Consider the following 20860-nt stretch of genomic DNA (forward strand, 5'->3'; position numbering starts at 1 on the left):
AGATGGAAGAGGGCAACGGATTTCTCTGACGAGATCCGGCCTGCTCAAACCTAGGAGTCTTCCCCGTCCCTGCTTGTTCCTATGGCCATGTCCAGCACCCGTCCCCACCCCCTCCCTCCTTTAGAACGGCTGCTTGTGGTTGGCAGTGGTGGACGTGAAAACGCCCTTGCATGGGCACTACGACGCTGTTCCGGCATAGAAGAGGTCTGGGTCACACCAGGGAATGGGGGCACAAAAGAGCACCAGGGCTGTGGGTGCCTGGCGATCGCAGAAACCGACGTCAATGGCCTGATTGATGCCTGCCAATCGCTTCAGATCGATCTAGTGGTAATAGGGCCGGAAGCTCCACTGGCCGCTGGCGTGGCTGACGGACTGCGCAAGGCCGGGCTAGCTGTATTTGGGCCAGGGGCCGAGGGTGCCCAGCTGGAAGCCAGCAAAGCCTGGTCCAAAACCCTGATGGCTGAAGCCGGCGTGCCAACAGCAAAACACTGGACAGTGAGCACAGCAGCAGAAGCTCTGAGCGTGCTGAATCAAGTGCAACAACCCTTGGTTGTTAAGGCCGATGGTTTAGCAGCAGGCAAAGGGGTCTGCGTGGCCGACAGCATCGAAGCAACCACTGAAGCAATCCAGGAGGTCTTCAGCGGCCGATTCGGAGCGGCCGGTTGCCAATTGGTGCTTGAAGAGCGACTAGAAGGGCCAGAAGTATCCGTCTTCGCACTCTGCGATGGCCAGCGATTGTTATTGCTGCCTCCTGCTCAGGATCACAAACGTCTAGAGGACGGCGACAGGGGGCCTAACACCGGGGGCATGGGGGCTTATGCCCCTGCTCCCCTGCTCGATGCAGCAGGACTCGACCTTGTGCGCAGGGTTGTCCTTGAGCCAACCCTGGCGACCCTGAAGCAGCGAGGCATCAACTATCGAGGTGTCATCTATGCGGGATTGATGCTCACCCCCTCTGGTCCGCAGGTGATTGAATTCAACTGTCGCTTCGGCGATCCCGAATGCCAGACGCTTATGCCACTGATGGGTCCAGAGCTGGCAAAGGTTCTGCAGGCTTGTGCCCTTGGTTGCCTCGATCAAGCACCAGAGCTGTTGATCGTGGACCGCTGCAGTGCATGTGTCGTGGCTGCAGCAGCGGGCTACCCCAATGCACCTCGCAAGGGTGACCGCCTCAACATTCAGCTACAGCCAGGCCCATCCCTACAGCTTTTCCATGCTGGCACCCGCTGCACTGAAGAGGGAGATCAACTGACCAATGGCGGCAGAGTGTTGGCGGTTGTGGCTCAAGCAAGCGATTTTGATCAGGCCTTCTCAAACGCCTACCAAGGTCTTGATCAGGTGTATTTCGAAGGGATCACTTACCGCCGGGACATCGGTCACCAAGTGCGCCAGTCCTAGGGTGAAGAGACGCTGAATGGGTTGATGGCCAGCAGTACTTCGCAAGCCATCGCAGAGTGGGCTCCCCCAGGAGATGGCCAACCCCCACCAGAGCCACCCGGCTGGGGGGAACGCATCTATCTCTGGTGGGCAGAATTCAGCCTGCAAACCAAGTTGTTGGCAATCGCCACACTGGTGGTAAGCCTGCTGATGACAGGCGTCACCTTCTTCGTCCTCAACGGCATCCAAAGGGATGCAGGGATGAATGACACGCGTTACGCCAGGGATCTAGGACTCCTCCTTTCTGGAAACGTCACTGAACTTGTCGCCCAAGGACGTGACAGGGAACTGGCAACTGTTGCCGAACAATTCTGGCGCTCGCGCAGCCTTCGTTACATCTTCTTCGCCGACCCAGATGGCTTGATCTATCTGGGCATCCCCATTAGCGCTTCCCCTGTCAGCGGTGATAACGATCTGCAGCTCAACCATCGCTTGGAACTGCCAGCAGAGCTTCCATCACGACCAGAAAACGCACTGATTCGCCAGCACCTCACCCCTCAAGGTCAACTCACCGATGTCTTCGTTCCACTGGTGTGGAAAGGCGATTATCTGGGGACCCTGGCTCTCGGGGTCAACCCCAACGACACAGCACTTGCCAGCGCGGCTCTCACGCGACAGGTGACGATTGCCGTCTTCATCTCCATCTGGGTGCTTGTGATTCTCGGCGCCGTCTTCAATGCTCTAACGATCACGCAGCCTGTGAAGGAGCTTCTGCGAGGTGTAAGGGCCATTGCTTCCGGCAATTTCGAAGCTCGAATCGCTCTACCGATGGGAGGAGAACTGGGAGAACTCCTGAATGGCTTCAACGCAATGGCCTCCCAACTGGAGGCCTATGACGCCGCCAATATTGAAGAGCTCACTGCTGCCCAAGTGAAGCAGCAATCGCTGATTGCCACGATGGCCGATGGCGCTTTACTGCTCGATGAAGTTGGACAAATCGTGCTGGCCAATCCAACAGCACGGCGGCTATTTCGCTGGGAAGGTCGCAATCTTGAGGGCCAGGAACTGCTCAATGAGTTACCAGAGATCATCGCAAACGAACTGCATGATCCCCTTCAATCTCTGCTGCGCAATATCGGTGAAAGCAACGATCTGCGTTGCAGTCTTGAAGAACCATCACGCACACTTCGCATCGTGTTGCAGTCAGTACGCGATCAAAGCGGTGAAACCCTTAAAGGCATCGCAATCACAGTGCAGGACCTCACCAGAGAAGTGGAGCTCAATGCAGCCCAAAGCCGCTTCATTAGCAACGTTTCACATGAACTTAGAACACCACTGTTCAACATCAAAAGCTATGTAGAAACACTGCATGATCTCGGCGATCAACTCAGCGAAGAAGAAAAGAAAGAATTTTTAGGTGTTGCTAATTCCGAAACCGATAGGCTGGCTCGACTCGTTAATGATGTGCTCGACCTTTCGCGCTTGGAATCCGGACGAACCGTGCAGTTCGAGCCCATGGATCTTCGCCCTGCCATCGAGCAAACCCTACGCAACTATCGGCTTAATGCAGATGACAAGCAGATTCATATTGAGCTCAATACGGATGATGAGCTGCCAACAATCCTTGGAAATTGGGATCTACTACTCCAAGTGCTCGACAATTTAGTTGGCAATGGGCTCAAGTTTAGTCGTGCTGGTGGAAGCCTGATGGTGCGAGCCTACACATGGCCTGATAGCTGCAAAATGTCTCCAATCGAGAGCAGTAAATCAGCACCACATTGCGAATTTTTCTCACCACTCCCCAAGCTCCGCGTAGAAGTTGCGGACACCGGCCATGGCATCAATCAGGATGACCAACAGCACATTTTTGATCGCTTCTATCGCGTGGAAAATGCCGTGCATACAGAAGCTGGCACCGGTCTTGGGCTATCAATCGTGCGCGGCATCATCGAAAAGCATGGCGGCCAAATACGAATGGCCAGTGAGGTTGAGCTGGGCACAACCTTTTGGTTTGATCTACCTCTTGAGCAAACAGATGCCGACGAGCTTATCGTTCAGTCAGTACGAACAACTCGACAAGAAGAACAAGGTTTAGAACTCTAATTCAGCCAACAACCTGAATCAGCTAGCGTTCCTAAGGCCCTTGGCATCGAAGCAACATTAAGCGCGTTCGTCGTTAGTAATACGATGAGGAGCACCACTGAAGATCCGTTCGAAGTTAGAGAATGAGTCTTTAATCTGTGGGCCATTATCAGTAATCACATACTCACGAATTCTCTTATCATGCCAGGAGCCACGCATCTTGAATACATTCACAGCTCTGGCCATCTCGCCGCGGATCTCCACATACTGAAGCAGCAGAATAGTATCGGTGATTGTGGAGATATGGGAGTCGGTAATCGAATGACTTCCCATAAACTCTTCAGCTGTATTGGTAAAGAATCCAGCTATTTCTTCTTGCTTTGCATAACCTGTTACTCCGATCACAAACTGCCTAAAGGCATTGAGGCTCACGCCACGTGCAAGGGCAGAAAGTGAATCAATGGCCATCCTCGATGGTTTGAATTGTCCAATCGCCGATTTAATAATCTGCAGATGATCTTCCAGACCGGTCGACTCGGGATAAGCACAAATAATCTTCAACAGGCCTTGACTTTCCATCTCTTCAAAATCAATCCCCCAACTGGTGGCATTACGCAGCAGTTGGGCTCGCGACTCCTCATAGGCAAACAGAATCGCGCGTTCCTTATTTCGGAAAGCATCCTCAATAAACTTCGACACCAAAAGGGTTTTACCAGTCCCCGTTGCACCAGTAACAAGAATGATCGAATCCTTGAAGAACCCTCCACCACACATCTCATCAAGATGAGGAACACCAGAACTAATCCGCACGTTGGAGGAACGCTGCGTAAGCCGCATTGCGCCTAAAGGAAAGACGCTGACGCCGTGGGTGCCCATGGTGAATGGAAACTCACCCTTCATGTGAGTTGTGCCACGTAACTTGAGAATCTCAACGGTACGTCGACGCTTCTCAGTCTCAAGAACATTGCGTAGGATGACGACGTTATCGGAGACAAACTCCTCTACCCCATAGCGTGCAATTGGGCCATATTCATCAATCCGTTCTGTGGTCATTACGGTGGTAACACCAATCACCTTAAGACGTGCAATCAAGCGAAAGATTTCCCTACGCACCACAGAAATAGCGTCGTACTGTTGAAAAACGGCTGTCATGGAATCGATTGCGACCCGTTTCGCTTTATATTTAACGATGGCGTAATTAATCCTTTCGATTAAACCTGAAAGATCAAAGCTACCTGCAACATCCTGACCATCAGGATCCGGGGAAGCATCGAGTATGAATAATTTATCCTGGTCTACCATCTCCTGAAGATTCCAACCAAAGCTGGCGGAATTTCGCAAAATATCTGATGGAGACTCCTCGAAGGTCACGAAGATTCCCGGCTCATCGAATTGTGTAATCCCGTTGTGCAAAAAATGAAGTGAAAAGACTGTCTTGCCTGTACCCGACGTGCCACTGATCAGCGTGCTACGCCCCGTCGGCAAGCCGCCATGACAGATATCATCAAAACCTTCGATCCCAGTAGGTAGCTTCTGCACCTGCATCTGGGAGGAGCCACCGGCACTACTAGAAGACTGCATAGCTAGGACGTTCTACTCAAACGCTAGAGAGAATTAGCCATGGAACAAAGCGCTGCACCGCGAGCCTTAAGAATCTGGCGATGCAATGTCATCGTCTGCCAACGTATCCAGCGTCGATGAGCCGAGCATCTCCTCAGAGATCTCGTCATAGAGGAGGTCCAGACCAATCAAAACCCGTTCGCGATCGGAGAGGTCACCAATGATCCTGCGCACAGGTGGCGGCAGGATCTTGGCCAAGGTTGGTGTCGCCAGAATTTTGTCTTCCTCTGCAAGCTGAGGATTCTTGAGCACATCGATCACCTTGAGCGCATACACGCCACGGAACTCGTTCTCGAGGATGTCGCGCAGAGTTTTAAGCGCACGCATCGAATTAGGGGTATTCCCTGCTACGTACAACTTGAGGATGTAGGTTTTTCTTGGGCTCATAATTGCATCTCAGAAGCATCTTCTAAATCGGAACTGATTGATATCAACGAAAGGGGTACTTCTGCGAAAAGCGAGCGTTGAAGCATCACCCAAAGGTGATTTGACAGATCGAGCAAGGCGAACAGAACGCCCTGCGATGAGTCTCTCTCATTCAACTCAAGTCTGAACTGCTGCCAAAAAGCGTCAATGAGATCCATATGGATCTCCACAACCTAGGTGATCAATAAAGCAGCAAACAATGCCGATCAGCTCGCGATCTAGGGCCAGGCAAAGAGCGCAAGAATCTCGAAAATCACTCATCGATCGATCTTTGCATCAACGAAATCCTCTCCTCAAGACAAAACTGAAACTGCAACAAGCTGATCAGAGCCTCTCTAGGCCTGCGACCACAACATCCTCAGGAGATCAGGGCTGGCAAAACACCAATGACAGCAAACCTCAAAGAATGCTGGTGTGTTGAGCCGCAAGAGAAGGCCATGATCAACGACGGCTTGGTGCCGACGTTTTGACGCTCAGAGATCAGCGTTCAATCTTGACTAAAGGCGCCTAAACGCGGGAAGATCTTTGTTTGTCTCTCGATTGCGAGTCAGGCCAAATTGGTCAAAGTGGTGCGGCGCTTAACAGCCCAGCTCTGCAGATTCCGAGCCTGAACGCGTCTTAACCACCCATGGCCGAGAAACCCGCTGCAAAGCCAAAAGCCGCTGCAGCCAAAGCTGAAGCTAAAGAACAAAGTGATTCATACGCCATCGTTGAGGCCTCTGGTCAGCAGTTTTGGTTGCAACCCAACCGTTACTACGACCTAGACCGTCTGCAAGCGGCTGTTGATGACACCGTCACCCTTGAGAACGTACTGCTGATCAAAGACGGCAAGAATGACACCACAGTTGGCCAGCCTTACGTGAAGGGCGCCAGCGTTGAACTCAAGGTGATGGACCACCGCCGTGGGCCCAAGATCATCGTCTACAAAATGCGCCCCAAGAAGAAGACAAGACGCAAAAATGGACACCGCCAAGAACTCACGCGAGTGATGGTTCAATCCATTTCAATAGACGGCAAAGCGCTCAGCTAACCACCCCCTCCATACACTGCTCTTAATACCGCTTAGATCACCATGGCTCATAAGAAAGGCACAGGCTCCACACGCAACGGCCGCGATTCAAATTCCAAGCGTCTTGGCGTGAAGGCCTATGGCGGCGAAACCGTTACAGCAGGGTCGATCCTAATTCGCCAACGCGGCACCTCAGTGTTGCCAGGGGTGAACGTTGGCCAGGGCAAAGACGACACCCTCTTCGCTCTAACCGATGGTGTGGTGACCTTCGAAAGCATTCGCCGCAGCCTGCGCAACCGCAAGCGCATCAGTGTGGTTGCCTCCAGCTGAGCAATCTCAGCCTTTGCAGACAATGCGGGCAGCAGCAGTCACAAACTGAACGCTGCTGATCAGGTGACTGTGCCCTTCGGCTTTGTGGTGATCGACAAGCCTGCTGGCCTCACCTCCCACGACTGCGTCAGTCGTATGCGGCGCGTGTTTGGCATCAAGCGCGTGGGCCACGGCGGCACTCTTGATCCTGCCGTAACAGGAGTTTTGCCCATCGCCCTAGGGCATGCCACCAGGCTGCTGCCCTATCTACCAGGCGCCAAGAGCTATCGCGGCAGCATCCAACTGGGCCAACGCACCAGTAGCGACGATCAACAAGGGGATCTGATCTCCAAGCAAGCCTGGCCCGAATTGAACACAGCAGAGATCGAGGCCTATCTCGATCCGTTTCGCGGCAGGATTCAGCAACGGCCACCGCAAGTTTCAGCCGTGCATGTGCAAGGGGAACGCGCCCATGCACGTGCACGCAGGGGAGAAACGATGGAGATTCCAGCGCGAACGATCACGATTGATCGCTTGCAGCTACTCAGTTGGAACCAACAACTGGGCCAAATTGACTTCAACGTGCATTGCTCATCAGGCACATACATTCGCTCTCTCGCACGAGATCTAGGCGAATTAATTGGCTGCGGCGCTTGTCTGGGGTGGTTAAAGCGAACCCAAGCACTGGGGTTTCACGAGCAACAAGCCGTGCCACTACCCGATCGAGACAATCCAGCCCTAACGACTCCGCCTGCTGTGTTACCGCCACTCACGGCCCTTGCACACCTACCAAGACTGCAACTCAACGAAGAGGAACAGGAGAGCTGGAGCTGCGGGCGCCGCATTACCGCCCATCAAGATCAATGCCAACCAGCACCCAAACCTCTGGCCTCTGATCAGCAAGAATCTGATCCAAACCAAACTGCTCCCAACCAAACTGATCCAAGCGCAAACAAGCCCATGCTCGTGGTGATCGACTGCAGAGGCGAAGTTGCCGGAATGGCCTACTGGGAAGACAACGCAACAGTGAAGCCCAAAGTTGTGTTCAACGCACGGGGATGATCGCAACACTGTCGTTCAACCCGAACACCCCTAGCGTTAATGGTCAAGCAACAACCTCATCAGCCTCCGCCATGGCCGGCCATAGCAAATGGTCTCAAATCAAACGCAGCAAAGCGGTGGTGGATGCCAAGCGAGGAGCTGTGTTCACTCGTCTGGCACGAGAAATTTCTGTAGCAGCAAGAAGCGGCGGCGACCCCAATGGCAATTTTCAACTGCGCACCGCAATCAACAAAGCCAAAGCCGCAAGAATGCCTGCGGCCAATATTGAGCGCGCGATTGCAAAAGGCTCCGGCCACGATCAAAACGGCGCATGCCAATTGGAAGCCATCCGCTATGAAGGCTATGGCCCCGGTGGCGTTGCGGTACTGATCGAAGCATTAACCGACAACCGCAATCGCACGGCCGCAGACCTACGCCTCACCTTTAATAAACACGGCGGCAAGCTCGGCGAAAGCGGCTGCGTGGCCTACTTGTTTGAGCAACGCAGCGAAGTGTATTTGAGTGCGCAGTCTGCGCAAGGCGGGGGCAAGGTTTCAGAAGATGCATTGCTGGAAAACCTGCTGGAGCTTGAAGCTGATGGCTATCAATTGATCGACGATGGCGCTGTGGTGTATGGCCCGTTTCAAGCTTTAGAAGGTCTGCAGGCTGGGCTCAGAGATCAAGGCTGGATTGTTGAGGGATGGGAACACTGCTGGAGACCACTCACCACGGTCAGCCCAGCAGATCAAAAAAGCGAAGACCAATGCCTGCAATTGCTGGATGCACTAGATAAACTCGACGATGTGCATCACATCAGCTCAAACCTAGAGAGCTAACAAGAGAAAATGGCTAGATAACTAAGCAGCAGCAGCGCCACTAAGGCTGTGACGACAAGCTAAGGGGATAGAGCGCTAAAAAAAACCGCTGAGGCCTGATCACGACCCCAGCGGTTTCAGTTGAATGCTGAACAGTGATTCTTAGAACTGGAAGGTGACACCACCAGAGGCACGCCAATCGGTGCCGCGGTTTGCATCCCAGAACTCAAGACCTCCACGGCCATACAACTTGAATGAAGTGGTTCCGAAATTGTTGACCGTGTAATCAACTCCAGCTTCGATAAGCAGGCCGTTTTGGCTTTCTTGATTCGATTCAACTGACACCGTGTCATCAGTGAAGGTGTAGCCGATCTTCTGGGCTGCGTTGTTTTGATCCCAATCATGCAACCAACCCAACTTGAGGCTTGGAACAACCAGTGAGCTATCACCCGTCTTGATTGGGTAGGCCAGCTTCACACCAAGATCCGTTTGGAAATAGTTGGTGGTGCGGCTCTTGTAAGACAACTGAAGTGCATCACGAACAGATGATTCGCTGAAGGAATGCTCATTGTTCTGACTCCATACCGCCGTGAGTTGGGGTTCAAGCAGAACACTGCCGAGATCAAATGGTGCTCCTAAACGCACAGCTCCCAGGTAAGAGGTCGCTGATTTATCGCCAGTGGCTGTTTCATCACCCCAGCCATCAGCAATCGAAACGATCTCACGTTTTTGATCACCAGAGAAACCGGTGCCGCCCAGTAGACCCTGAACATAGAAGTTGTCGGTCCACCAATCAGCGGTAATGCCACCACCCCAACCGGATGGGTTCCAGGAGCCACCGCCAATGTCTGAGGAATTTTGAGAGAGGTTGATCTGGCCGTAGTTGGCATATGCACCAAGTTGGAAGTTCTTGGCAAGAGAAACATCCACACCAACAATGCCGCCTCCTGCACTGATGTCGTAATCGTTGTAGAGGATGCTGGTTTGATAAGCAGATGAACTACCGCCAAAACCACGGAACCAAGCACGCATGCCATCGCGTTCGGAATAATCCGCCGTTAATGAGTTGCGATCTAGATATGAAAGGTCATCAATGATCAATACTTCTTCTTCTACATCAACAAGAGCAGAACCATCTGGCTCATTTTCTACACTGACAGATTCTTCTGACTGCACATCAATATCTTCTTGAACATCAAACTGCCTCAATGGCAGGCGTTCAAAAACCGTATCAACCAACAGATTGTTGTAGGTAGCCATCGATTGACCAGGGCCATCCACATTGCGTGGAGTTAACCCTGATGTGACCAACTTTGCGAGTTGGCCGTAATCAATCATGGGCAGATCATCAATATCATCGTCATTACTTTCAAGGCCATCAATGATTTCTTCAATGATCTCGGAAGCGAGGTCTTCTTCATCACTCGATGCATCATCTTCTTCTCCGGGGATGTCGGAAATGATGTCGCATAGCGACTGATCATCTTCGCAACCAGGCAGAGAGCCGTCGTCTTTTGAATCAGGGATGCCATCGCCATCATCATCGGTGTCTTCGGCATTAGGGATGCCATCACCATCCGGGTCAACACCAAAATCAGGATCAACGACCGGGTCTTTTCCAAAATCTTTATCCACGATAATCCCTAGATCCTCTTGAATTTCATCAGCTGTCTTACTAGAAACAACAAGTACTAAAGAGCCACCTTTTAAATAAGCCTTGCGGAGTGCAGTTTCGACGCCTAGTTTATCACCAAGACCTGTAAATTTTAGTTCTCGGCTTCCTACACGGCCATACTCAAGGAATACATTCTTAGCGAGGGACTCTGTATCGTTGATATTGCCTTCAATAATTGTATATTCGCCATCTTCACAATCTTGGCACTGAGCATTATTTATATATAGTTTTCCACCACTATAGTTAATACTTTCAAAGCCTTTAATGGAAATAGTGTTAACGCCTGAAGGATAAACCCTGATTTCGCCTCCCTTCATTTCCAAGGTGTCTTGGCCTTTCCCACCATAGATCTTATTTGCCTCAATAAAGCCGGTATTGGCCAGAGTGTCATCTTCAGTGCCCATATATATATCGCCAGTAATTGTTCCGGCATTGGTCAGAGTGTCACCTCCATCGTCCATGTCTATATCGCCCTTAATTGTTCCGTTATTGGTCAGAGTGTCACCTCCACCGCCCATACCTATATCGCCGTTAATTGTTCCGGTATTGGTCAGAGTGTCACCTCCATCGTCCATGTCTATATCGCCCTTAATTGTTGATAGATTGCCATTGGTTAGAGAACTAACTCCATACATTATTATTCTGCCATTAATTGTTGAATTACTACTATTGATTAGACTATTAACTCCAGCGCCCATAGTTATGGCGCCATTAATTGTTGAATTGTCATTAGTTAGAGTATCAGCCCCATCGCCCATCGTTATAGCGCCATTAATTGTTGAGCCATTGTAATTGAACAGTTTATTATCTCCATTACCCATATCGATACTGCCTTTAATTGAACCAGTAAAGCCTGCGCCTAAGACTTTGCTCTCACCGTTGTATAGATAATCGTTTCCATCGCCCATATATATATTGCCATCAATTATTGAAACGTAATTGGAGCTAAACGGCTGATTCGTGATCGTATCATTTCCATCGCCCATATATATATTGCCAGTAATTGTTCCTTCATTTTTGATAGTATCTATTTCCCCATAGAGTTTAATATCACCTTCAATAGAAAGTGTTCCTTGGCTATACACGGTGACTTTATCCTTGTAGTTGCTGGCACTTTCAATCGTCTTGTATTTCTTAGTTGATCTTGCGAGAACAGTCGTGTTGCATTTACCTTTAATTTCCCCCCTCAAGTCCAGGCAAGGATTTTCCTCATAGTCATTATCATTAATCTTGGCCACCTCCACCTCATCATCTTCATCAGTGGCAATATCTGCTGTGCCAGCCGAACCAGAATCAGTTTCAGTGGCGACATCTGCTGTGCCAGCCGAACCAGAATCAGTTTCAGTGGCGACATCTGCTGTGCCGACCTGAGCTCGAGTTGCATCAAAAACAATCGATGGCGTAGCAGCCGCCAAAAACACAGCGACTGAAAGCAGAAGAGACTTACTACGCATTGCTGCAGATCAAGTAAAATTTTATACCTAAAAGACATTAGTGATTTTTCCAAAGAATGCAACTATGCCAATAACCTGATTCAATATTTAGATCTTAAAAATACAATTATATCCCAATAGCTTATCAGTGTTATTCAAAATCAGTGTAGACATTCAAAGCCTAGCGCCTCTTGGTCCTATTCTCATGCCTTCAACAAGGCAAAATGCTATGCCAATAACGTCCTATTGCGATGCAATAAATTAACTGCTTTTACTAATAATTCGCTTCCTTCTAAGCAACCAAAAGGTGAAACTCAAATCAACTTTGAACTGAGATTCGCTTCAGGAACTTTCTCTCCAGCAACAGCTAATTGGTCTAGCCAAAGTGAAACCCGAGCATGATTGCGCAACCAACTTGCCGGCAACTTTTCAGTGCATGGCGAATTAAGCAACTTCTTAAGAATCTCTGCTTTGGCTGAACCCGTCACGATCAAATGAATTTCATCTGCCGCGAGTATTTCTTTTAATCCAAGCGTGAGTGCTTGAGATGGCACCTGGCTGGGATCACCACCAAAAGAAGCAGCATTCTGTTGCCGAGTGGACTGCGACAACGACACCACCCGGCAAGACGCCTCTGGGCCACAAGGCGGCTCATTGAAACCCACATGGCCATTGCTGCCTAAGCCCAACAACTGCACACCAACACCACCAAAACTCTGCAACTGAGCGGCATAACTGCCAGCCTGGTGCTCTGGATTGATTGCCTCGCCATCGGGAAGATGCAACTGCTGCGGGCTCAATTGCAACGGCTTGCCTAAATGACGCGTCATATAGGCCGCAAAGCTGCGCCGATCAGCTACCTCCAAGCCCACATACTCATCGAGATTGAAGCTGCACCAGCTGCGCCGCAGATGCTCCAGCTGATCAGCTGGCCAACGCTGTAAACGGGCCACCAATTCGCCATAGATCGGCACCATCGTGCGACCAGTGGCCAAGCCAAGCGGTTTCGGCCTCTGCTCCTCAAGCCGCTGCCTTAGATGCCCCTCCAGTGCATCAACAACCGCTTCCACAAGGCTGGGCAGGTTCTCTCGCACCGTGATCGTGCTCGCGAATCCTTGCTCAGAGGCGACAGAAGGCCGCAAGAGGTTCAATTAGGCGCCTCCCATGCTCTCAACTCCTCCAGGCTGGCGAGAGCGCCACAGCAAGGCCAAGGAGGAGTTCTGTAGCTGCCGATAGGGAACAATCTCTGCACCTCGGTAGTAGTGATTAAGGATTTGGCGAAAATCTGCACCCCGTTTCGCCAGGCCATGGGCACCCCACTGACTCATGCCCACGCCATGGCCAAAACCTTGCCCCATCGCAAGCAACATCAGCGGCTGATTACGCGAGCGGCGTGTTGAGCGAACCGGCAGAGGTGGCAAAGGCGGCGGCGGGGTCAGGCCCATGAAACTGGCATTGGCATCAACGCTGGGTGCAAACAAGCTCTTGCCTGTTGCGCCATCACGCCAAGACCCCATCAACACCGTGCCAGCCCCAGCAGAGTTGCGTTTTCCAAGGCTGTGCAGAAAGCGCTGACGGCCAACGCCTGCGCCAGGCTTTGCTGACTTCGAGGCAAGCATTTCAAAGCGCACCAAGGTGCTCTTCAAGCCCAAACGCTGGCGCAGCTGCTTGCCGCTCAGCAGCAAATCACCACGAGGCCCCTGCACACGAGCCTGGCGAATTCTGCCCGTGCCCGTAGTACCCAGCACATCAATGCTGTTCACACCGCCGGTTTCGCGGAACGCTCTTCGCAACTGATGCGGCTCAAACCACACGTCCCACTGATGCACAGGGCTGTGTTGATCGTGGTCCGGCACGCTGACCAGATAAGGCAGCTGCTTGCTCCATACCGCCCCGCTCGCTTCTGTTGCCCCGCCAGAGCTGCTGTGAAAAACAGCATCGATCAACTTGCCGCCATGCACTAAAACCAGCGAATGGGTGCTTTCCACCGCCTTCAGGGTGTTGGCAGTTTCAGATTCCACACCGCGATACACCTGACTGGCAACGGTGGCCTTGAGATCAAAACCACCTGCTTTGCCGTGTTGAGCAAGGGCATAGGTGCGAGCGGCCACCGCCTGGGCCTGCAGTGCAGCCAGAGGCCAGGATTCCGGCATCTCACTGCCCACCACACTGGCCAGATAGTCCTCCACGCGCAGGTGGTTCACCACCTGCAAGCCTGCACCAACAGATCGAACCCTCAACTCACCGCGATAGCGACGCTTGCCCAGCCATATCCCGCGTGGGTCTGCACTGCGAACCCTGAGCTCACGCTGCAAAGCAAGCGATAGCGATCGCCGCGATCGCCCCTCAAGTGTCAGCTGCAGCTGACCGCGCTGCTTGCGAAGCGAAAGCGCCCTCAGCCTCTGCTCGCTCGAACCCAAGCCTGCCACAAGCAAAGGCAGCTCAGCATCAGCCCGCAGACGCAGAGCTGCTGCTTCCAGCACTAGCACCCGCATCACTGGCTCCTGCACAGCAATCACCTGGGCAGCAGGGCTTACGGCCGTGAGTGTGACCCCGCCGACCAATCCCATAGCCCATAGCGACGCGGGCAAAGCCAATCAACATGTTCAACAAGGACATTCAGTGTGCCCCGATCACAACAACCAGGCCAGGCCCCAAGCCATGGCAGCATGGTCTTAGGGGTGTTAACGGCCTTGCAGGTCACCTTTCTCGGCACCAGCTCGGGCGTACCTACACGAGCCCGCAATGTTTCTGCCGTGGCTCTGCGGCTGCCCCAACGTGCTGAGTTGTGGCTGTTTGATTGCGGAGAAGGCACTCAGCATCAGTTCCTGCGCAGCGATCTGCGTCTTTCTCAGCTCAGACGAGTGTTCGTTAGCCACATGCATGGCGACCATGTGTTTGGCCTGCCTGGTCTGTTGGCCAGCCTCGGCCTATCCGGCAACAGCAACGGAGTGGATCTCTACGGCCCCGATCCACTGGAAAGCTATCTGCAAGGCGTGCTGCGCAATAGCTCCACCAGGATCGGATACCCCCTCAAGGTTCATCGCGTGCGAGACGCAGCAGAGCAGAACCTGATTGTGTTTGAAGACAAAGACATCCTGGTGCGCTGCACCCCGCTCACCCATCGCGTGCCCGCCTACGCCTATCGCGTGGAGCAAAAACCCAAGCCAGGCCATTTCAACCTTGAACGAGCCCAAAGCCTCGGCATCCCGCCAGGCCCCGTCTATGCCGCCTTAAAGCGTGGTGAGCAGGTCAGCCTCGATGATGGGCGCGTGGTGGATGGCCGGGACTTCTGCGGACCAGATCGCCCAGGCGCCAGCATCGTGTTCTGCACCGATACGGTGTTTTCAGAAGCTGCTGTGGCACTAGCCGCAGGCGCGGACCTGCTGATCCACGAAGCAACCTTCGCCCATAGCGAAGCAGAAATGGCTTATCAGAAGCAGCATTCCACCAGCACCATGGCGGCCCAAACAGCTGCCGAAGCCGGCGTCGGGAAACTCGTATTGACCCACCTCAGTCCCCGCTATGCGCCAGGCAATCCGGTTACCCCAAATGACCTGCTACGAGAAGCGCAAGCGATCTTTTCGAACACCATCCTCGCCAAGGATTTCCTCAGTTTTGAAGTCGCTCCGCGCTGCAACAGTTCTTGATTACGGCCCTTAGAGCTCCCGCCCCGTGATACAAGGTGTTGTCGCTTCTGTCAGTAACTGGCGTATTCCATGGCCTCTCTCTTTGCATCCCTGGGACGGTCCCTGATCAAACTATTGATCGTGTTGCCCGTAATAATTGGCTTGAGCATTAGCTCTCCGGCCATGGCTGCCCAATGGGATGCCGAGACCCTCACCGTTCCCGCAGGCTCAGGCGGACAGCAGGTGACCTTCACCGAGTCAGAAATCAAGAGCGCTAGCAAGCTCTTCAAAAGCAACTGCGCCACCTGCCATAACCAAGGCGTCACCAAGACCAATCAAAACGTTGGTCTCGACCTTGAGGCTCTCTCACTGGCATCACCTGCTCGTGACAACGTGGAAGGCCTGGTCGAATTCCTGAAAAATCCCATGTCATATGACGGGGAATACAGCATTGCCGACACCCACCCAGGCATCAGCAGCAGCGATGTCTACGTTCAGATGCGCACGCTCAACGATGAGGACCTGCGCCTAATCGCCGGTTACATCCTTACGGCTGAGAAAGTACAGGGCGACCAATGGGGTGGTGGCAAGATCTACTTCTGATCGCTCAAGAAGCAAAAAACAATCAGGGGATCTCAGCCAAAGCTGGGGTCCTTTTTTTTGCCTAAAAAATTGGCAGTGATCTCCCTCGCCAGAGTCTTGTCTGCAATCGCGATCTAAAATCAATATCGATCTAAAACTCCAGTGTTTGTTCCTGTCTTAATCACTGATTGAACAAGCTGATTGGGAGATATCTCTTCTAGGAGGCAAGGCTTGTCGGGTGCTCACTCTCAGCCTCCCAGGGGAACTAGAAACTCGCCCTAGATACAAAGGAAGAGGTCGCAGGAGAAAGGGTCTGCGACAAGACTGATGTCGCCTGCTCTGTCGCTCTAGAGCTGGGTGGAAGGATTGGCTTGAAGGCTTGGCCTGAATCAGGCCGCCGATCTGCAGAACAATCGCCTCTGAGAGGCTTCGCCTGCGCTCTAAGCAAAGATCTGCTGCTCATCGCCAAGGGTTGCCGCAAAAGAAAAGCGTTTCAGCAATCAAGCCTTCTCAACAGCTTGCTCATGAACACCTTGCTCAAGAACAGCTTGCTTAAGCATTTGGATTGCAGAACTAAAAGCAAAGATGAGCCATTCAAAGAGGGCTCTCTTTAACCTCTAATTGAAGCGCCTAATCAGCTAGCCAGCATCACTTCTAACAAAAGCATGGCCTGCAGTTATCAACAACATTCTTTGGTATCTATGCCCAGGCAAAACGAAAATGAGCTATCAATCGCAAGGCAAAGCATGGCGCAGCAATACCTCCACTCGCCAACTGATTTTGAATGAATGGATGAACGAACTTCTGTATTTCTGACTGTACTTAGAACCGCTTGGATTGAGAGATGGAGACAAATAAACATCATCCCACTCCCAGTCAAACCAAGCCAAGGGAAGTTATGACACAAATGATCTCATTTCTTCTTGTGTTTAACAGACAAGCTTGTCATGATCCAAGCTGTAACTTTTAGGAGAGAATCGAAGCTTGTATTTACTAATAACCCAATCATGTCTCAACAAGGCTTTTACGCAGCCTGTTCAGCACAATCAATAGCAATTTCCAGGCTCATAATTCTATCAATACGTTCCTTCTCAGCAAATCATTTACTGCTTCTATCCGCAAAGCCTCGTTCAAAGAAAGCTGCTTTGGCTTCTGGTTGATGCAATCCAAAGCTGACAAATGCTCTATCAATAACTTCGATGAGCTGTCTAAGTGAATAGCACTAATGACAGGTTGTCCGTTGATCAAATGCCAAGCAAGTAGCCAATCAGCCCTTTGCCGATCAACACGATGGGGTTTCTTCTGTTGCAAGCAGCATCGAAGCTGGCAGCAGATTTGCTGGGTCCTTTGAAAGCTGCCCACGGCTATACCACCACTCCTGCAAACCCGGCGTCAAACGCTGAGAAAACAACGTCAGCACTGTGACTGTTGGCTTTGAACCAGGCTGCAATAGCTCGACGACATAAGACGGACAACGACGAGCCGCTACATCAGCAACAAAGCGCCGGCCCACACGTCGCCAACTTGGCTCCTTGCTCCGCCAGGCAAGGCGACAGCAAGGCCATGGCAGTTCCTCGCGATCAAACAGCCTGCAACAAGAACCGATCACACGAAAACTGTATTGCCCACCAGGACTGGTGTGAATGCTGCCGTGCGCCAACACAACATCGACATCCGCTCTGGCAGGGGCAACAGACGTCACATCTAAAACAGAGCCATCAACACCACCATGAAGCAAAAGCCACCCGCTGAGGGTGGCTGATGGGATCCCAATTCGCAAGCACTGATCGGGAACAGAGACAACTGCCCTGAGCTCAATAGAGCTCTTCCTCAGCATGGGTCTTGATGGTGCAATCAGAGGTTGGATAAGCAACGCAGGTCAACACGAAACCAGCCTCAAGCTGATCGTCGTCGAGGAAGCTCTGATCGGACTGGTCCACAGAACCACCTGTGAGCTTGCCTGCACATGTGGAGCAGGCCCCAGCACGGCAGGAATAGGGCAGGTCGATGCCCTGCTCTTCAGCAGCATCAAGGATGTACTGATCATCGGGAACCTCAATGGTCTTGTTCAGGCCCTCGCTCTCGCTGATCAAGGTGACTTTGTAGGAAGCCATGGAATGGATGGAAACGCATAGAAATCCAGAAGTAAAACGCCCCTGGATCGCTCCTTCTAACACCCTCACAGCAAAAATACAGTCTGATCGTGCAATCTGCCCGACTAAGGCCAATCAAAGAACGAGTACTGATAACCCTGGCTTATATAAAAATTTGCGCAGAATTACCGCTTAGAAACATCTAAAAGCCCCCAGCAGCCCTGCACAGTCAGGCTATTCACCCGCCATCCCAGCGCCTCCAAAACCACCTGAAGCCTTGGCGCTTGATCAACCAGCAAACCACTGAGCAAACATCGACCATTCGCACTCAACAACTGATCAAAGCTTGAAGCCAAAGCCTCAATTACAGGAGCAAGGATGTTGCAGAGCAGTAGGTCGACGACCTCTCCCTGCAACTGTGCGGACAAAGCATCCACAGAACCATGCACAACCCTGAAACGATCTAAATCGAGCTGATTGAGCTCTGCATTGGCTCTAGAGGCGCAGACAGCCTGAGAATCCGTATCAGCGGCCAGCACCTGCCTGGCCCCAAAACCCAATGCGGCGAAACCCAACACCCCACTGCCACAGCCGAGATCTGCCACCCTCAAGCCCAGCGGGGGGTTCCTCTCTAGCGCCTCCAGGCAAAGGCGAGTGCTGGGATGGCTGCCAGTACCAAAAGCACTGCCAGGGTCTAGTCGCACAACAAGCCGATCGGCATACTCCTGCGGCAGATCCAACCAAGCCGGCAAGATCAACAGACGCTGCCCCACCGGATCGGGTTGCCAATCTTGCTTCCAGTTCAAACTCCAGTCTTCATCGGCCACCTCGCACCAAGTGGGGTTGGCTAATTTCAAGCCAAATGGTTCTGCCAGAGGACGCAGGTTGATCATCAGCTGATCTCTGTCCGACTCGGACCACTCAGACGATGGCAACCATGCCAAAAGGGTGCGCTCAGCCTTCTCAGGTGCATGTTGAACAGCGATTCGAGAGATGCCCAGCTCTGTCAGCTTCCAGATGAGCGACTCTTCCAGTTCATCTGCAATGGGCAGGGCAAGACGCCACCAGCAACAAGCAGAAGCAGAGTTCATCTCATCAGCCTCGATCAGAGGGTGACCGGATGGGCTTCCTTAATGCCATTGATCGCATGGATGGTGACCAGCAAGCTGGGCGGGATTGGATCATCAATGCTCAGCACCATCACCGCATCACCGCGAACAATGCGACGCCCCACCTGCATTGATGCGATGTTGACGTTGTGTTCACCAAGCACGGAGCCCAACTGACCGATGATCCCTGGCATATCCCTGTGCCTGGTCAACAGCATGTGTCGACTAGGCGACACGTTGACCGGGAATTCATCAATGGTGGTGATGCGCAGATCGCCATTGGCAAACACTGCACCCGTCACGCTGTGACCGCCCTGGTCACCACGAGTCGTTAGTTGCAAGGACCCCCCGGCAAAATCCTTACTTGTCTCGTCCTTGACCTCCAAGACACGAATGCCACGGCCCTTGGCTTCTAAGGACGCATTCACGTAATTGATCCGATCGCCAAGGGCACTGGTCAGCACGCCCTTGAGAGCAGCAATCACCAGAGGCTGAGAGGGATGCTGAGCGAACTCCCCCTGAAGACGAACTTCAAGCTCCTGCAACTGTCCTCCGGAGAGCTGGCTCACCAACAGCCCAAGGGTCTCGGCTAATTGCAAATGAGGCTTAAGCCGCTCCATGATCTCTGCACTGAGGCCAGGGATGTTCACGGCACTACGGGCAGGCAGGCCAAGCAGGACATCTCGGATCTGTTCCGCCACATCAACAGCCACGTTCTCCTGCGCCTCCGTCGTCGAGGCACCGAGATGGGGCGTAAGGATCAAGCGCTCCTGCACAGAGCGCAGCGGCGAATCGGTAGCCAATGGCTCCTGGGCATAAACATCCAACGCAGCCCCGCCAATCACTCCAGCCGTCAAGGCATCAGCCAGAGCTGACTCATCGATGATGCCACCGCGAGCACAGTTCACGAGTCTTGCTGTGGACTTCATCTTGCCCAGCAATTCCTCATTGACCAAATTCTCGGTATCGGGAGTACGAGGGAGATGCAAGGTGATGTAGTCGGCCTGCTCAAAAAGATTCTCCAAGCTTGAGAGTCGCACCTGCATCTGTTGAGCACGGTCCGCAGAGATGAAGGGGTCGTAAGCGATGACCTCCATACCCATGGCATTGCAGACCCGGGCCACATGGGAGCCGATCTTGCCGAGCCCAACCACGCCAAGAACTTTCTTATAGAGCTCGTTACCTACATATTTCTTGCGATCCCAACCCCCAGCCATCGTGCTGGCATGGGCCTGAGGCACATGCCGAGAGAGCGAAAGCATTAAAGCCAACGCCTGTTCAGCAGCAGCAATGGTGTTGCCTTCCGGCGAATTCACCACCAAAACACCCTGCTGGGTGGCCGCCGGCACATCAACATTATCGACGCCAACACCCGCCCGACCAATGATGCGCAAACGTGCTCCGGCTTTGATCACATCCGCCGTGACCTGCGTGCCAGAACGAATCATCAGAGCGTCGTAATCGCCGATCATCGCCTTGAGGTCATCCTCTGACAGGCCCACACGCTGATCCACCTGTGCAACCTGAGCGAGGATGTCAATTCCCGCTTGGTCGATAGGGTCTGAAACCAGAACTTTCGTCATCAACCGGCGCAAGACTGCAGCAGGGCACTGTAGAGATCTACATGCTCCAAGCCCTGCAGATCACAAAACAGGGTTCA

General features: G+C 52.6%; 18 protein-coding genes. 8 read left to right on the plus strand and 10 right to left on the minus strand.

Features of this window, described 5'->3' with window-relative positions; translation table 11 throughout:
* The first annotated feature begins 81 nt into the window (after positions 1-81).
* On the plus strand, positions 82-1398 hold the full coding sequence (purD, locus tag PMIT1303_RS08845) for a phosphoribosylamine--glycine ligase (protein ID WP_063398393.1): 1317 nt from the start codon (positions 82-84) through the stop codon (positions 1396-1398).
* 24 nt (positions 1399-1422) lie between these two features.
* Positions 1423-3480 carry an ATP-binding protein gene (locus PMIT1303_RS08850; RefSeq protein WP_063398394.1) on the plus strand — a complete coding sequence of 686 codons (2058 nt, stop codon included), beginning with the start codon at positions 1423-1425 and terminating at the stop codon, positions 3478-3480.
* 57 nt (positions 3481-3537) lie between these two features.
* On the opposite strand, the gene kaiC is transcribed toward PMIT1303_RS08850, so the two are convergent.
* The 3 genes from kaiC to PMIT1303_RS14360 all read right to left on the minus strand — a co-directional run bounded on the left by kaiC (position 3538) and on the right by PMIT1303_RS14360 (position 5675).
* Complete coding sequence (gene kaiC, locus PMIT1303_RS08855) at positions 3538-5004, minus strand: circadian clock protein KaiC (protein WP_369818718.1); 1467 nt, start codon at positions 5002-5004, stop codon at positions 3538-3540.
* 102 nt (positions 5005-5106) lie between these two features.
* Complete coding sequence (gene kaiB / locus PMIT1303_RS08860; protein ID WP_063398396.1) at positions 5107-5466, minus strand: circadian clock protein KaiB; 360 nt, start codon at positions 5464-5466, stop codon at positions 5107-5109.
* Positions 5463-5675 (minus strand): hypothetical protein, encoded by a 213-nt coding sequence (locus tag PMIT1303_RS14360; protein ID WP_369818719.1) that lies wholly within the window; start codon positions 5673-5675, stop codon positions 5463-5465. Before PMIT1303_RS14360 ends, kaiB begins: the two co-directional genes overlap by 4 nt.
* Before the next feature lie 458 nt (positions 5676-6133).
* Here PMIT1303_RS14360 and rplU point away from each other — a divergent pair, with 458 nt between their 5' ends.
* The 4 genes from rplU (at position 6134) to PMIT1303_RS08890 (ending at position 8700) form a co-directional block, all read left to right on the plus strand.
* Entirely contained in the window at positions 6134-6535 is a 402-nt protein-coding gene (rplU, locus tag PMIT1303_RS08875) for a 50S ribosomal protein L21 (RefSeq protein ID WP_063398399.1), read from the plus strand.
* 42 nt (positions 6536-6577) lie between these two features.
* A complete protein-coding gene (rpmA, locus tag PMIT1303_RS08880; RefSeq protein WP_011825214.1) occupies positions 6578-6844 on the plus strand; it encodes a 50S ribosomal protein L27 in 267 nt (88 codons plus the stop codon).
* Positions 6845-6907: 63 nt separating this feature from the next.
* Complete coding sequence (gene truB, locus PMIT1303_RS08885; RefSeq protein ID WP_063398400.1) at positions 6908-7885, plus strand: tRNA pseudouridine(55) synthase TruB; 978 nt, start codon at positions 6908-6910, stop codon at positions 7883-7885.
* Positions 7886-7956: 71 nt separating this feature from the next.
* On the plus strand, positions 7957-8700 hold the full coding sequence (locus PMIT1303_RS08890) for a YebC/PmpR family DNA-binding transcriptional regulator (protein WP_063398466.1): 744 nt from the start codon (positions 7957-7959) through the stop codon (positions 8698-8700).
* Positions 8701-8841: 141 nt separating this feature from the next.
* On the opposite strand, the gene PMIT1303_RS08895 is transcribed toward PMIT1303_RS08890, so the two are convergent.
* The 3 genes from PMIT1303_RS08895 to PMIT1303_RS08905 all read right to left on the minus strand — a co-directional run bounded on the left by PMIT1303_RS08895 (position 8842) and on the right by PMIT1303_RS08905 (position 14384).
* Positions 8842-11808 carry an autotransporter outer membrane beta-barrel domain-containing protein gene (locus PMIT1303_RS08895; protein WP_063398401.1) on the minus strand — a complete coding sequence of 989 codons (2967 nt, stop codon included), beginning with the start codon at positions 11806-11808 and terminating at the stop codon, positions 8842-8844.
* Positions 11809-12101: 293 nt separating this feature from the next.
* The gene (locus PMIT1303_RS08900) at positions 12102-12938 is read right to left on the minus strand and encodes a glucosamine-6-phosphate deaminase (protein WP_063398402.1); all 837 of its coding nucleotides are present in this window, start codon (positions 12936-12938) and stop codon (positions 12102-12104) included.
* On the minus strand, positions 12939-14384 hold the full coding sequence (locus PMIT1303_RS08905; protein ID WP_369818720.1) for a SpoIID/LytB domain-containing protein: 1446 nt from the start codon (positions 14382-14384) through the stop codon (positions 12939-12941).
* 96 nt (positions 14385-14480) lie between these two features.
* On the opposite strand from PMIT1303_RS08905, the gene rnz reads away from it, so the two are divergent.
* Both rnz and psbV read left to right on the plus strand, forming a co-directional pair.
* Entirely contained in the window at positions 14481-15437 is a 957-nt protein-coding gene (gene rnz / locus PMIT1303_RS08910; protein WP_063398467.1) for a ribonuclease Z, read from the plus strand.
* A gap of 120 nt (positions 15438-15557) precedes the next feature.
* Positions 15558-16019 (plus strand): photosystem II cytochrome c-550, encoded by a 462-nt coding sequence (gene psbV, locus PMIT1303_RS08915; RefSeq protein ID WP_231901428.1) that lies wholly within the window; start codon positions 15558-15560, stop codon positions 16017-16019.
* A gap of 1261 nt (positions 16020-17280) precedes the next feature.
* On the opposite strand, the gene PMIT1303_RS08925 is transcribed toward psbV, so the two are convergent.
* The 4 genes from PMIT1303_RS08925 to serA form a co-directional block, all read right to left on the minus strand.
* On the minus strand, positions 17281-17736 hold the full coding sequence (locus tag PMIT1303_RS08925; protein ID WP_011825201.1) for a hypothetical protein: 456 nt from the start codon (positions 17734-17736) through the stop codon (positions 17281-17283).
* Between the two features lie 76 nt (positions 17737-17812).
* The gene (locus PMIT1303_RS12945; protein WP_011130797.1) at positions 17813-18112 is read right to left on the minus strand and encodes a ferredoxin; all 300 of its coding nucleotides are present in this window, start codon (positions 18110-18112) and stop codon (positions 17813-17815) included.
* Positions 18113-18276: 164 nt separating this feature from the next.
* Positions 18277-19182, minus strand: coding sequence for a 50S ribosomal protein L11 methyltransferase (prmA, locus tag PMIT1303_RS08935; RefSeq protein WP_063398407.1), 906 nt, complete (start codon positions 19180-19182; stop codon positions 18277-18279).
* Positions 19183-19196: 14 nt separating this feature from the next.
* Positions 19197-20783, minus strand: a complete 1587-nt coding sequence (serA, locus tag PMIT1303_RS08940) for a phosphoglycerate dehydrogenase (RefSeq protein ID WP_063398408.1) — start codon at positions 20781-20783, stop codon at positions 19197-19199.
* Positions 20784-20860 lie beyond the last annotated feature (77 nt).

Origin of the sequence: Prochlorococcus sp. MIT 1303 (assembly GCF_001631965.1) — a bacterium.
GTDB lineage: Bacteria > Cyanobacteriota > Cyanobacteriia > PCC-6307 > Cyanobiaceae > Prochlorococcus > Prochlorococcus marinus_D.